This is a genomic window from Duganella sp. 1411, assembly GCF_017833525.1.
Lineage (GTDB): Bacteria > Pseudomonadota > Gammaproteobacteria > Burkholderiales > Burkholderiaceae_D > Rugamonas.
This window is the reverse complement of sequence record NZ_JAFICD010000002.1, coordinates 1,028,203-1,041,832: the sequence shown is the minus strand read 5'-3', so window position 1 is coordinate 1,041,832 and position 13,630 is coordinate 1,028,203. Positions and strand designations below refer to the sequence as shown.

11 protein-coding genes are annotated in these 13,630 nt (G+C 64.2%); 5 read left to right on the top strand and 6 right to left on the bottom strand.

Going from position 1 to position 13,630, the window contains the following annotated elements; genetic code table 11:
* Positions 1-6 precede the first annotated feature (6 nt).
* Positions 7-825 carry a metallophosphoesterase gene (locus tag JOD97_RS16230; RefSeq protein ID WP_209719775.1) on the top strand — a complete coding sequence of 273 codons (819 nt, stop codon included), beginning with the start codon at positions 7-9 and terminating at the stop codon, positions 823-825.
* 115 nt (positions 826-940) lie between these two features.
* Here JOD97_RS16230 and cls read toward each other — a convergent pair whose 3' ends face one another.
* The 3 genes from cls to JOD97_RS16215 form a co-directional block, all read right to left on the bottom strand.
* Entirely contained in the window at positions 941-2,335 is a 1,395-nt protein-coding gene (cls, locus tag JOD97_RS16225; RefSeq protein ID WP_229264476.1) for a cardiolipin synthase, read from the bottom strand.
* Positions 2,332-4,482: a site-specific recombinase gene (locus tag JOD97_RS16220; protein WP_209719772.1), complete on the bottom strand. Its 2,151-nt coding sequence runs from the start codon at positions 4,480-4,482 to the stop codon at positions 2,332-2,334. Before JOD97_RS16220 ends, cls begins: the two co-directional genes overlap by 4 nt.
* A gap of 112 nt (positions 4,483-4,594) precedes the next feature.
* Positions 4,595-5,884 (bottom strand): acetyl-CoA hydrolase/transferase family protein, encoded by a 1,290-nt coding sequence (locus tag JOD97_RS16215; protein WP_209719769.1) that lies wholly within the window; start codon positions 5,882-5,884, stop codon positions 4,595-4,597.
* Between the two features lie 141 nt (positions 5,885-6,025).
* Here JOD97_RS16215 and JOD97_RS16210 point away from each other — a divergent pair, with 141 nt between their 5' ends.
* Together JOD97_RS16210 and JOD97_RS16205 are read left to right on the top strand one after the other, a co-directional pair.
* Complete coding sequence (locus JOD97_RS16210) at positions 6,026-7,111, top strand: porin (RefSeq protein WP_209719766.1); 1,086 nt, start codon at positions 6,026-6,028, stop codon at positions 7,109-7,111.
* A gap of 53 nt (positions 7,112-7,164) precedes the next feature.
* On the top strand, positions 7,165-8,001 hold the full coding sequence (locus JOD97_RS16205) for a branched-chain amino acid aminotransferase (protein WP_209719763.1): 837 nt from the start codon (positions 7,165-7,167) through the stop codon (positions 7,999-8,001).
* Positions 8,002-8,014: 13 nt separating this feature from the next.
* On the opposite strand, the gene JOD97_RS16200 is transcribed toward JOD97_RS16205, so the two are convergent.
* From JOD97_RS16200 to JOD97_RS16190, 3 genes are all read right to left on the bottom strand, one after another.
* Positions 8,015-8,554, bottom strand: a complete 540-nt coding sequence (locus tag JOD97_RS16200; protein ID WP_209719759.1) for a DUF3617 domain-containing protein — start codon at positions 8,552-8,554, stop codon at positions 8,015-8,017.
* A gap of 95 nt (positions 8,555-8,649) precedes the next feature.
* Positions 8,650-8,796, bottom strand: coding sequence for a lmo0937 family membrane protein (locus tag JOD97_RS16195; RefSeq protein ID WP_141749448.1), 147 nt, complete (start codon positions 8,794-8,796; stop codon positions 8,650-8,652).
* Between the two features lie 162 nt (positions 8,797-8,958).
* Positions 8,959-9,624 (bottom strand): glycine zipper 2TM domain-containing protein, encoded by a 666-nt coding sequence (locus tag JOD97_RS16190; protein ID WP_308937244.1) that lies wholly within the window; start codon positions 9,622-9,624, stop codon positions 8,959-8,961.
* 122 nt (positions 9,625-9,746) lie between these two features.
* Here JOD97_RS16190 and JOD97_RS16185 point away from each other — a divergent pair, with 122 nt between their 5' ends.
* Positions 9,747-10,496, top strand: a complete 750-nt coding sequence (locus JOD97_RS16185; protein WP_209719756.1) for a Crp/Fnr family transcriptional regulator — start codon at positions 9,747-9,749, stop codon at positions 10,494-10,496.
* A 340-nt stretch (positions 10,497-10,836) separates the two neighbouring features.
* Positions 10,837-13,626: a type VI secretion system Vgr family protein gene (locus JOD97_RS16180; protein ID WP_373999868.1), complete on the top strand. Its 2,790-nt coding sequence runs from the start codon at positions 10,837-10,839 to the stop codon at positions 13,624-13,626.
* The last annotated feature ends 4 nt before the right edge of the window (positions 13,627-13,630 follow it).

The following is a 13,630-nucleotide window of genomic DNA, read 5'->3' as shown; positions in this document are numbered from 1 at the left end:
GGGAGCATGCGAACCATCGTCCATTTGTCGGATCTGCACTTCGGCCGGGTCGACCAGGCCTTGCTGGCGCCGTTGCGGGAGCTCACGACCAGGCTGGCGCCGGATGTGGTGGTCGTCTCCGGCGACCTGACGCAGCGCGCCAAGACCGAGGAGTTCAAGGCCGCGCGCGCCTTCCTCGACACCTTGCCGGGGCCGCAGATCGTGGTGCCGGGCAACCACGATATCCCCTTGTACAACGTCGCCACGCGGTTTCTGACGCCGCTGCGCAAATACACGCGCTACGTAACGTTGGACCTGGCGCCGGAATACATCGACGACGAGATCGCCATCCTCGGCATCAACACGGCGCGTTCGCTAACGTTCAAGGACGGCCGCATCAACGAGGAGCAGGTGGCGCAGATGCGCCAGCGCATGAGCGCGGTCAATCCCAACCTGACGCGCATCATCGTCACGCACCACCCGTTCGACTTGCCGGAGAAGTTCGACAAGGACGACCTGGTGGACCGCGCGCCGATGGCGATGCGGGCGTTTTCCGAATGCGGCGTGGACTTGCTGCTGGCGGGGCACTTACACTCCAGCCACGCCGGCAACAGCGCCGAGCGCTACAAGCTCAGCGGCTACGCGGCGCTGGTGGTGCAGGCCGGCACGGCCACGTCCACGCGCGGGCGGGGGGAATCGAACTCGTTCAACGTGATACGGGTGGACGCCGAGCAGATCGAGGTCGACCGTTACAGCTGGGTGGACGGCACGGCCAGCTTCGAGCGCGTGCTCACGGAAAGCTTCCGTCGCATCGGCGAAGCCTGGCACCTCGCCGCCAAAGCCTGATCCGGTTTCTAATTGGGGTCAAGTCTAACATTCCTACATGAGCTGGGCTTCCAGCGCCCATTTCATGCCCGCCAAAGATGAGCACGTGTAGAAATGTTAGACTTGACCCCGGAGTTTAGAGCCAGTAGTTCATGATGCGGGCCGCCCATTCCTTCATGCGGTCCGTCAGCGGCCGGTTGCGCCAGTCCTCCAGCGTGATCTGCTTGGAGTCGCGCACGTCTTCCTGGAATGCCCTTTCCATCTCGGTGCCGAACGCGGCGCCCAGTACTACCACGTTGAGCTCGCTGTTGTGCAGGAAGCTGCGCGTGTCGATGTTGGTCGAGCCGACCGTCGACCAGGTGCCGTCGATGACGGCGGTCTTGGCGTGCAGGACCGCCAGCTTGAGGTGGTAGATCTTGATGCCGTTCGATAGCAGCTCGTCGTACAGCGCGTGGCTGGCGTGGAACACCAGCCCGCTGTCGGACACGCCCGGCAGCATGATCCGCACGTCCACCCCGCGCTTGGCCGCGGCGATCAGCGCGTCGATGGTTTGACGGTCAGGCACGAAATACGCCGACGTCAGGTGGATGCTCTTTTTCGCTTCCTGGATCGCCAGGCTGTAGGCCTTGAAGATTTCAAAATGCCCGCCCGGGTCGCTCGCCAGCACCCGCACCACCTTGTCGCCGGCGATCACCGGTTGCGGGAAGTAGTCCGCCTCCGGCAGGTCGCTGCGGTCCTGCGTCGCCCATTGCCGCACGAACAGCCATTGGAACGCTTGCACCGCCGGTCCCTCCACCTTGATGTGGGTGTCGCGCCAGCCGACGTCGTCCTTGCTCTTGGCTTGCTTCGAACTGGAGCGGAACAGCGATCCCTTGGAGTAGTCGGCGCTGATGTTGATGCCGCCGGTGAAGGCGGTCTTGCCGTCGACGATCAAGACCTTCCTGTGGTCGCGGTTGTTGACCTTCCAGTCGTCGCCCTTGACCTTGGCCGGGTTGACCGGGTTGTATTCGAGCAGGTTGATGCCGGCCTTGCGCATGCGGTCGAAAAATTCGGCCGGCACGCCGAGCGTGCCGACGCTGTCGTACAGGATGTTGACCGTCAGGCCCGCCAGCCGCTTGGCGATCAGCGCGTCGGCGAACTGCAGCCCCAGCTCGTCCTGGTCGAAGATGTAGGTCTCCAGGTTGATGTTGTTGCGCGCGCCGTTGATGGCCTTGAGCATCTCGCCCATCGTCTGCGGGCCGTCGAACAGCAGGGTGCATTTGTTGCCGTCGATTAGGGGCACGCCGGTGGCCGCTTCCTCCAGCGCCGCCTGGGCTTGCATGTCGAGCGAGCCCTTGGGCCAGCGCTTGGCCAGCAGCGCCTTGGTGCGCGCCGGGCTGACCTCGCCGTTCTTGCCCTTGACGCTGGGCGTGGCCGCCGGTTCGAGCTTGTCGCCCATGGTGGCCACGTCCGGCAGCGAGGCGCATGCGCCCAGCAAGCCCCAGCACATCAGGAACATGGGAAGCCAGATACGCATGCTTGAGGATTTCATCTGTTTGCCTTTAGGGGTAGTTTCGATTCATCGGACAGCGCCAACGGCGCCGCCTCTTCCGCCGCCGAGCCGAAAAAGAATGACACCGGCCCTTGCATAAACCTGCGTCCCAGCGCCTTCATCAACTGCCAGCCGTGCTTGAAGCGCACCTGGCGCGAGCGCAGCGCCACCCACAGCGCCAGGCCGAAGCTGACCAGCAGGTTGACCGAGCCGATCAGCACGAAACCGGCCACCGACGTCGCCACCAGCTGCCAGCTGACGTTGTAGTCGAGCCCGACCATGGCGGTGGCGAAGTTGGCCGACGAGAACGTCACGTGGCGGATGTCGAGCGGCATGCCGAGCAGGAAGCCCAGCAGCGGCATGACGCCGAGCAGGATGCCGAAGAAGAAGTTGCCCATCAGGCCGCCGAGGTTGTTTTCCATGTACACGCCGAAACGGTTCAGGCGCTCCGGCCCCAGCAGCCAGCGCAGGCCGCGCAGTTGCGCGATGCGTTGCGCCCAGCGCGTGTACAGCGCCTTGTTGTCGTAGTAGCCCGAGATCAGGCCGGCGACGAACAGGCAGACGCCGGCGATGGCCGCGTACACCAGCGCCGGGCCGTGGATCGGGTCGATGTCGGCCAGCAGGTGCATGGCCTTGTCCGGCGTGACCAGGTGGTGGCCGGTCAGGTGCGGCCAGGCGATGGCGATCAGCCACGCGGTCGGGATGGCGGTGGCCAGGTTGCCCAGCACCGCCATGTTTTGCGTGCGGATGACCTTGTTGCACAGCTCGGCCATGCTGTCCAGGTCGATGTTGCGGCCGTCCTTGCTGTGCAGCCCGGCGGCGATGCGCGAGGCCGTCATCGCCGGTTGCTTGGTGGCCACCGTGAAGTGCAGCACGTGGATGAACATGAAGCCGAGCGAGTAGTTCATGCTGAACAAAAAGGTCTCGACCAGCGGCGCGGCGCGCAGGTAGGACATCAAGATCTTGAACAGCGCCATGAAGCCGATGATGACGCCGGCGCCGGCCGACGACATGAACATGCCGGCCAGCTCCTTGCGGTGGTCGGCCACGTAATGCTCGCCGGTGTGGCTGGCGTTCTCGGTGACGTTGCGCGCCAGCAGGTCGACGTTGTCGCGCAGCAGGTCGCTGACGGCGTACTTGTTGTTGTGGGCGTCGACCAGTTCCAGCGCCAGGCCGACGGCGGCCGCGCGGCGCGGACTCGGCGGCCCCTCCTGGCCGGCCGCTTGCGGGTGTTGCGGCTGCAAGCGCTCGGGCGCCGACAGCAGCGCCGCCGGCGCCGGCGTCCCGGGTTCCAGCTCGCCGCTGACGTCGACCAGGAACAGCAGCTTGCGCAGCCGGGCGATGCTTTGCGTGAGCGCCACCAGCAGGTAGGTCAGCGCGATGCTGGTGCCCTGGTGCAGCGCCTTTTTGCGGATCTTGCCGACCACCACGTCGCACTGGTCCAGCATCACCAGCAGGTGGCGCGCGTCCTCCACCTCGACGTCCTCGCCGGCGAGCTTGCGGCGGTAATTGTCCAGGTAGGCGTTGACCTCGACATTCTGCCCCATGAACGGCGATTCGTAGGTCTCCATCTCGGTGTGGAAATTGGTCAGCTTGGGTTCCAGGCCGATCGCGCAGATGCGGTAGGACAGCGTGCGTATCGCTTCGAGCAGCCCCGGCAGCATCAGGTTGGGGGCGCAGCGCGTGGTGGCGTCGCCGCGGCCGGCCGCGCGCCGGTCGGGCGGGTTGCAGACCACGTCGACCAAAGCGAGCCAGTCGGCGGCGGGGACGGCGCCAATCCACAGCCGGTCGGTGCGCTTGTAGATCACCTGGTCGAGCGCCTCGCTCAGGTAGTCGTCGCCCAGCGCCGGCGGCAGGATGCGGAAGGCGATGCGGCGTTTGAGTTCGGTGAAAAAGCCGTCGTTCGACAGCACGCCGATTTCCGTGTACAGGCTGGAATGGCGGCGGCTCGACAGCAGGCTGCAGGCGTAGCCGCGCAGCGCCAGCGCGTGCGCGGGGCTGCCCTTGAGCAACTGGGCCAGCGTGCGCACGTTGGCGGTGGCGCGGGCGCCGTCGCGTGGGTGCTTGGGGCGCAGCGTGTCGAACAGCTCGACCATCGGGCCGATGTCGGTGCTGTCTGCGTTGATGCGTTGTAAAATTTCGAGCATGCGGATGGGCGGACTTACCGCAGTTTTGACTAAAAAATGCAGTATATCCACTCAACATGACGCGGTATGTACGCTGCCGTACATATTTCTATCTGTCAGGAAATTCCCCTGTTCAGCATAGCAAGATTCGTTTGGCCGCCTCGCGCAGCTCGGCGCGGAAGTCCGGATGGGCGATGCCGATCAGCGCCTCGGCCCGCTGGCGCGCCGATTTGCCGCGCAATTGCGCCACGCCGTGTTCGGTGACGACGTAGTTGACGTCGTTCTTGCCGGTGGTCACGTGCGTGCCGGGCGTGAGCATCGGCACGATGCGCGAGATGGCGCCGTCCTTGGCGGTCGACGGCAGCACGATGAAGGCCTTGCCGCCGTTGGAGCGGTTGGCCGCGCGCACGAAGTCGACCTGGCCGCCGGTGCCGGAATAGGGCAGGTGGGCCAGGCTTTCCGAGCCGCATTGCCCCAGCAAATCGACCTGCAGGCTGGCGTTGATGGCGACCAGCTTGTCGTTCTGGCCGGCCAGGTAGGGATCGTTGGTGAAGCTGACCGGATGCATTTCCAGCATCGGATTGCGGTGCATGAAGTCGTACAGCCGGCGCGAGCCCAGCGCGAACGTGGCCACCATCTTGCCGGGCATGAAGGTCTTGCGGCTGTTGTTGACGGCGCCGCATTCGACCAGCTTGAGGATGCCGTCGCCGATCATTTCGGTGTGCACGCCGAGGTCGCGCTTGGCCGTCAGCTGCTGGACCACGGCGTCCGGAATGCCGCCGTAGCCGATCTGCAAGGTCGAGCCGTCCTCGATCATGTCGGCCACCAGCTTGCCGATCGCCTGCTGCACGGCGCCGATGGCCGGCAGGCCGACCTCGATCACCGCCTCGTCGCTTTCAACCAGCGCCGTCACCTGCGACAGGTGGACGATGCAGTCGCCGTGCGCCACCGGCACGTTCGGATTGACCTCCAGCACCACCACGCGCGCCTTGCGGATCGCCGCCATCGTGTAGTCGGCCGCCAGGCTGAGCGCGAAGTTGCCGTGCTCGTCCATCGGCGACGCCATCGAGAACACCACGTCGGCCGGCACCAGCCCCCGCTGGATCAGGCCGGGCAGCTCGGAGAAATAGGCCGGGATGAAATCCGCCCAGCCGGCCTGTCCGGCCGCGCGCGAGGCGCCGCCGAAGAACAGCGCCACGTGGCGCACATGGTCGACCGTGTCGCAGTCGAAGTAGCCGTATTTGCGCATGGCGAGGATTTGCGCCACCTTGACGTCGCGCAAGCCGGTGCGGCGGGCCGACAGCGCGTGCAGCAGCGCGGGCGGCTCGCCGGCGCCGGTCGGCACGATGATGGTGTCGCCGTCCTTGAGCAACTCCAGGGCCTGGTCGGGGGAGCAACGTTTGCTGGCGTATTCAACATGCATGGCGCGGGCCTCTCACATAATGAAAACCCACTATAAACCAAAGTCGAGAAGAATTTGACGTAAACGTGTTAAGCCGCACAGAGCCATGCCCCCCGGCGGCCTATGATGAACTTAACAATTTACTCAAGTTCCAAGCTCATCATGAAACCGAACCTTCTCGTTACCGCGCTGTCCCTGATCCTGCCGCTGGCCGCGACAGCGCAAGAGTCGTCCTCGGTCGAGGTCTACGGCTTGCTGGACGCCGGCGTCGTGGCCGAACGGGGCTGCAAAGGCGACTGCGCGCGCACCAAGGTCGACAGCGGAATCGCTTCCGGCTCGCGCCTGGGCGTGCGCGGGCGCGAGGACCTGGGGCGCGGCACCTCGGCGGTCTACACGCTCGAGGCCGGCGTACTGAACGACACCGGCGCGTCGGAGCAAAGCGGCAAACTGTTCAACCGGCAAGCCTATGTCGGCATCGACGGCCCGCTGGGGCTGGTGACCCTGGGGCGGCAATACAACCTGGTCTACGAGACGCTGACCGATGTGGCCGACCCGTTCCATGGCGGCATGGCCGGCAGCGCGGCCAACCTGGTCGGCTACACGTCCAAGCGCTACGACAACACCATCAAATACAAGACCAAGCGCGCCCGCAGCGGCCTGATTGGTGCGGTGCAGTACAGTTTTGGCGAGTCGCCGTTCAACAGCAAGGTCAACCGCGCATACGGCGGCAGCCTGGGATATGAAAATGGCGCGCTCAAGATCGGCATCACCCATCAGCGCAAGGACAACCTGCTCGACGCCACCGGCACCACGCCGGCGGTCGACCAGTCGGCCCGCAACACGCTGGTGGCCGCCAATGTCGACTTCGGCCGCTTCACCGGCTACGCCGCGTTCGGCCAGAGCCGTGGTGAGGGCAGCCAGCACTGGGACATGTCCAACCCCTATGGCGCGGTGGCCCAGACCTTGCCGACCGATAAGAGCCGCGACGTGCTGTTCGGCGTCGCCGTGCCGATGGGCGCGACCACCTTCCTGGCCTCGTACATCCGCAAGGACGACCGCACGCTGGCCAACCGCGACGCCGACCAGATCGCCATCGGCGCCAGTTACGCGCTCTCAAAGCGCACCGACTTCTATGCCGCGCTGGCCAAGATCAAGAACCGCAACGGCGGCGCCTACTCGGTCGGCAACGCCAGCAACCAGGGGCGGGGCGACCGCGCGCTCAACATCGGCATGCGGCACGCATTCTGAGGCGGCCGGCGCAAACGTGCTAAATTGCTTGTTTCTCTGATTTCGGAACAAGCATGCATCTGACCTACTTCAACGGCGACTGGGCCGAGGGCAACACTCCACTGTTCGGCGCGATGGACCACAGCGTTTGGCTCGGCTCGTCCGTATTCGACGGCGCGCGCGCCATACGCGGCCACCTGCCGGACCTGCGCCTGCATTTGCAGCGCGTCATCACCTCGGCCGAGCGGGTGGGCCTGGCCTGTCCGTTGAGCGTCGACGAGATGGAGCGCCTGGTGCGCGAAGGCGTGGCGCGCTTCCCGGCCGACGCCGAGCTGTACGTGCGGCCGCTGGTGTTCGGCACCGACGGCTTCCTGATCCCGGTGCCCGAGAAAAGCGCTTTCGCGCTGACCTTGTTCGACGCGCCGATGCCGGCGTTCACCGGTTTTAGCGCCTGCCTGTCGGCGCAACTGCGCCCGGACCCCTTGATGGCGCCGACCGACGCCAAGGCCTCGTCGCTGTACGTCAACACCGCCAAGGCCATTCGCGAGGCGCAAAAGCGCGGCTTCGACAACGCCGTCGTCTGCGACAGCGCCGGCAAGGTGGCCGAGTTCGCGTCGGCCAACCTGTTCTTCGTCACGCCCGAGGCCAAGGTGGTGACGCCGGCGGCCAACGGCACTTTCCTGTCCGGCATCACCCGCGCGCGCGTGATCGCGTTGCTGGCGGAGGAGGGCATCATCGTCGAGCAGCGCGCGGTGCTGCCGGAGGAGCTCGAGAGCGCCACCGAGATCTTCAACACCGGCAACTACGGCAAGGTCATGCCGTGCATCCGCTATGAAACGCGCGAGTTGCCGATCGGGCCGATCGCCACGCTGGCGCGCGAGCGCTACATGGCGTTCTCGGACAGCCAATAGCCCGCCACCCGGCTCAACCCTGCGGCCTGGCCGGGCAACTGGCCGAAACCCAGCGCCCGGTCGAATCGACATGCACCTTTTGCGCCGAGCCGGTCGCCTCGGTGTTGACGTCCATCGTCATCGTGTAATGGCTGTCGTCGCTGAAGCGGATCTGGCCCTGGCCGCTGGAGGTCGGATTGGTGCAGCTGAACGACACGTCCAGCCCGCCCGCCGCCGGCACGCTCTTCGACGTGCAATTGCCCTTCTGGTTCAACGGCAGTTCCTTTCTGGCCGCCATTTCCGGCGTCACGCACGCGGTCACGCTGATGGCGCCGTCGCCCCCGGCCTTGGGCATCGACACGCCGTTCTGCCCCAGCATCGCCTCCATCTGCGCGCGCTGCGCGGCCGGCATGGTGGCCAGCTGCCGCATCGCCATCTCAAGGGCGGCGTCGGTCTGGATATCGCCGGTCTTGACCTTGTTATTCAGTTCCCACAGGCCCGGCTTGATGGTTTGCGCCTGCGCGCCGGCGGCGGCCATGGACAACAGGGCCAGCTCGATCAAAATACGTTTCATACTCACTCCCTGGAAAAGCCTGCGCACAGCATAAACGAAAAAGCGGCGCCCCACCGCGAGGGTGGGGCGCCGCCGTGATCAGTTCGCGGTGTGTGCTACACGCCGCGTCCGCTAATCAGGCGCAGCAGAATCATGATGATCGCGACGACCAGCAGCACGTGAATGAAGCCACCGATGGTGTACGAAGTGACCAGGCCCAGCAGCCACAGGATAAGCAGAACTACAGCGATGGTATAGAGCATGATTCTCTCCTCAAGTTGTTATTGCGACGTCCACGGTGGGCATCGAAGGCGATGTCGAACTGTTGTTCGTATCTTGGGTACCATTATCATTAAAACCAGCTTAAGCTTCTGTACGGTGCCGTACGCAAGACCGATTTCAGCGAATAATTTTTCAACTTGACATCATTCGGCCGAGCGCAACTGGCCGTTGACCACGCGCACCGCGTCGCCGGAGCGCCACGCCGGCTGCGCCGACTGGTTGAAGGTGCGGGTGGTGCCGTTGTCCATGCGCACCACGATGCGCCAGGTTTGCGTGGTTTTCATGTGGGTTTCGACCTGGTTGCCGGCCACCGCGCCGCCGACCGCGCCGGCCACCGTCGCCAGTTGACGGCCGTGGCCGCTGCCGACCTGGTTGCCCAGCAAGCCTCCCAGGATGGCGCCGCCGGCCGCGCCGACGCCGCTGCCTTGCGGGCGGTGCTCGATGGCGCGCACCGACGCGATCACGCCGCAACTCTTGCAGACGGCCGGCGCCTGTTTGGCTTCCGGTTCCGGCGCGCGGTCCTGGTTGCGGTCGAGGCCGGCGTTGTCGCGGGCGTCGTTGGCGGCGAGGTTGTTGGCGCCGTTGTTGCCGTTATAGGCGGCGCCGGCCGGCGGTTGCGCCGGCGGCGGCACCGACGACAGCTGGCCTGGCAGCGGCGCCGCGCCGGGCAGGCTGCCGTTGGCGTTCGAGGTCGGCAGCCAGCCCATGATGGCGGCCGTGCCCACGCCGCAGAACAACACCACCGCGACGGCGGCGATGATCATCAGCGGGTGCAAAGTCTGTTTGTTGGGGGTGTTTGGCATAGTCATAGCGGTGTCCTTTTTTACCGTGTTGTTTGCTTGTATTACGCGCGGAATTTTCCTATAGGACATGTTTAGCTTCCGTGCGTCAGCGTACATACATGGTAAATGATTACCCTTACGCTGGATTCATGCATACCCATCTCTTACACCTATCCGAAGAAGACAGGAGCCAGCCACGAACGGTGGTCAACCGCTTACTGTCCAGCTTGCCAGAGGATGAGCAAGCCCAGCTCGCCAAACTTGGCGAGACTGTCAGGGTTGAAGTCGGGGACGTGCTGTACGAACCCGGCCAGACCATCCGTTACATTTACTTCCCGATCGACAGTCTGATCTCGCTGCTGGCGGTGGCCGAGGGCCGCATGACGCTGGAGGTGGGCGCCGTCGGGCGCGAGGGCATGATCGGTGCCTCGGTGGTGCTCGGTCACGAAATGGCCCAGGTGCGCGCGGTGGTGCAGCGCGCCGGCCGCGCCATGCGCATGGACGCGGTTGAGTTCGCCACCGAGTTCGCGCGCATGGAGTCGCTGCAGCGGCTGTTGTACCGCTACACCGACACCTTGCTGGCGCAGGCGATCCAGATCGCCGTGTGCAGCCGCTTCCACGTGCTGGAGGCGCGCCTGGCGCGCTCGCTGCTGATCACCCGCGACCGGCTGCAATCGGAGAAATTCCACCTGACGCACGAGTTCCTGGCGCATGCGCTGGGGGTGCGCCGGGTCGGCGTCACCAAGGCCGCCAGCGCCTTGCAGAACCAAAAACTGATTTCCTACAGCCGGGGCAATATCGAGATCCTCGATGCGGCCGGACTGGAAGCGGTGTCGTGCCGCTGCTACGAGCTGGTCAAGGATGACGGCGCGATTGGCATGGGTAACGTGTTTTTGTAGAAACACCGCACGGGCGGGGAGAACGGCATCGTTCTCCCCAACTTGCAATCGCGCCGCTTCGATAAACGTGGCGCACTCCTTGTGACATGGCTGGCTGTCAAGCCTCCTCTCCAGTCTCTCCAATCTAGCAAGCGGTAAATGCCTTGCTATAGCTCAAAAATACCATCCTTACGGTATGACATGATCGACATTCCGGGCGGTTCATCGGTGCTATCAGGCATCGCTGGCGCGTGGTACGCGATTGATGCCACGATGGGACCGAGCCTCGTCATTATCCACCTGTCGATGATCTTCTTGCCTTGCGCGTTTGATGCACCCGCTGTGTCTCAGAGGAGTAACCGTGGAAAGCGATAACGATTTTTTCAGCTTCATGAGCATGCCCAAGGAGCTGGTCACCTTCAACCGGCCGATCCGGCTCAAGCTCGACCTGCCGGGCGGCGTCAACGACGACATGCTGCTGCCGCAGCGCGTGTTCGGCACCGAGACGCTGTGCGGCGGCATCGACTACCGCGTCCTGTGCGTGTCGTCCAACGCCAACCTGGCCTTGAAGCAGCTGATCGCGGTGCCGGCCGCGCTGCAATTCGTCACCGACCAGGGCGGCCTGCGCAGCGTCTGCGGCATCGTCACCGAAGCCAGTTCCGGCGACAGCGACGGCGGCCTGGCCAGCTACCAGCTGGTGCTGCGCGACGCGCTGGCCGTCCTGGAAAAGCGCATCAACACGCGCGTGTTCCGTCAGATGGACGAAGTGGAGATCGTCCGCCAGATCCTGCGCGAATGGCGGCAAAAGAGCTCCACGCTGGGCGTCTGCTTCCGCGACGAGGTGGACGAGGTTTTTCATCTGCGCAAATACCCGCAGCGCGAATTCACGATGCAGCACAACGAATCGGACGCCGCCTTCATCCGCCGCCTGCTCAAGCGCAGCGGCATCGGCTGGTACGTGCGGGCCGAGGCCAATGGCGAAGGGCCGATGCACACGCTGGTGCTGTTCAACGACGCCGAGAGCCTGCGCCAGAACGCCGCCGGCACCATCCGCTACCACCGCGACGCCGCCACCGAGGAGCGCGACACGATCACCTCCTGGGGCGCGGTGCGCACGCTGCAGCCGGGCGTGGTGACGCGGCACAGCTGGGACTACCGCTATTCGCAGGGGCCGGACTACATGATGGCGCAGGCCACCAGCGGCGTCGATCAGGGCGTGTGCGGCAACGACCTGGCCGCAAGCCTGGACGACTACCAGGTGATGATGCCGCACGCGGGCGACGACGTCGATGACCTGTGCCGCCTGGGCCGGCTGCACATGACGCGCCATGATTTCGAATCGAAGTGTTTTCATGGCGAAGGCAGCGTGCGCGATCTGTGCGCGGGCGAGTACTTCACGCTGACCGGGCACCCGGAGGTGGACCAGCATCCGGCCCAAGAACGCGATTTCGTCGTCACGGCCTTGCAGGTGGACGCGCAGAACAACCTGCCCAAGGCGCTGGCCGAACGTGTGGAACGCATGTTCTCGCGCAGCCGCTGGACGCAGGACGTGCACGAGCCGCAGCTGCGCAAGGAGGTGGCGGAGCGGATGGCGTCGGGCGCGCTGCGCATGCACATCCAGTTTACTGCGGTGCGGCGCGGCGTGAAGATCGTGCCGGCGTACGACGCGCGCACCGATCTGCCGCAGGCGCTGATGCAAAGCGCGATCGTCGTCGGGCCGAAGGGCGAGGAGGTGTATTGCGACCAGATGGGCAGGGTGAAGATCCGCTTCCCCGGCACGCGGGCGCCCGATCACCAACATGCGGACGGTTCCGGCGCGGCCGGTGACGACAGCGATTCAGCCTGGGTGAGGGTGGCGTCGAACTGGGCGGGCAATGGGCCGGGGAGTGTGGATCAGTGCGGCACGGTCGGCCTGCCGCGCGTGGGGACGGAGGTGCTGGTCAACTTCCTGGGCGGTGACCCGGACAAGCCGGTGATCGTGGGACAGTTGTACAACCAGCAGGCGCAGCCGCCGGCGTTGAGCAACCTTGGGGATTTGCCAGGCAACCGCTACCTTTCTGGCATCAAAAGTCGGGAAGTGAAAGGCAGTCGCGGGAATCAACTGCGATTTGATGACACGCAAGGTGAGATCAGCGCGCAGCTATCGAGTGATCATGGCTCCAGCCAATTGAATTTAGGGTCGCTTACCAAACCGAAAACGCATGGGCGGGGCGAACCGCGTGGCGAAGGCGCTGAGTTACGTAGTGACATGGGGGTTGCCGTTCGAGGAGTCGGTGGGGTACTCGTTACTGCAGAGTCTTCTCAGCAAGACGGTCCACATCTCGACCGGGGTGAAATGAACAGCTTGGTCCAAAGCCTGCAAAAAATTGCTGATCAACTTTCCAAGCTCGCCGCGACTCATTCGCAAGATCCCTCAGACGGGTCTCAGGCAACGGAACTAATCAGCAAATTAGCACATCTGGAAAAGCAGGCGGCACAAGTTGTTGCCGTCTTTGGCCCTGATGGAACTTTCGTCGGTAGTGGCCAAGCTCTGCTCTTAGATGGATTGAAGGGCGTAGACATTCTGAGCGGAGCTCATGCTCGTATTGGATCTTCAGGCATGACGTCAATTCGTGCTGCCAGTGGAATAAGTCTATTCGCTAACGAAGGTGGCGCAAAGCTCATCTCCGCGGCTGGCAGAGTTCAAGTACAGGCACAGAGCGAAGGAATGGAACTTCTCGCGAAGCGAGTGCTTGACATCATCAGCGCAAGCGATTGGATAAACATACGATCGAAGCAGGGGGTGCGCATCAGCGGCGGCGGCAGTGAAATCGTAATAGATGCACAGGGCATAAGGGGCCAGACGAATGGGGAGCATGAGATGCATGCAAGTGCTCACCGGACTTTTGGTCCACGAGCAGCCTCTTCGAACCTTCACCGTGAGTTTCCGGAGCTGTCGAAATTACTTACTGAGAAAACCTGGATCGAGATCGCTTTGATCGATGGTGCCACCCCTGTAAGCGGGGAGCGATATCGACTAACTGATGCAGAGGGCGGCATTCATGAGGGCAACCTTGATTCTCAGGGGCTAGCGAGAGTTGAATCCATAGTGCCAGGACACTGCAAGTTGGAATTCCCCGATTTGGGCCAAAGTAGCGAAGTATCGGTTTGAGTTG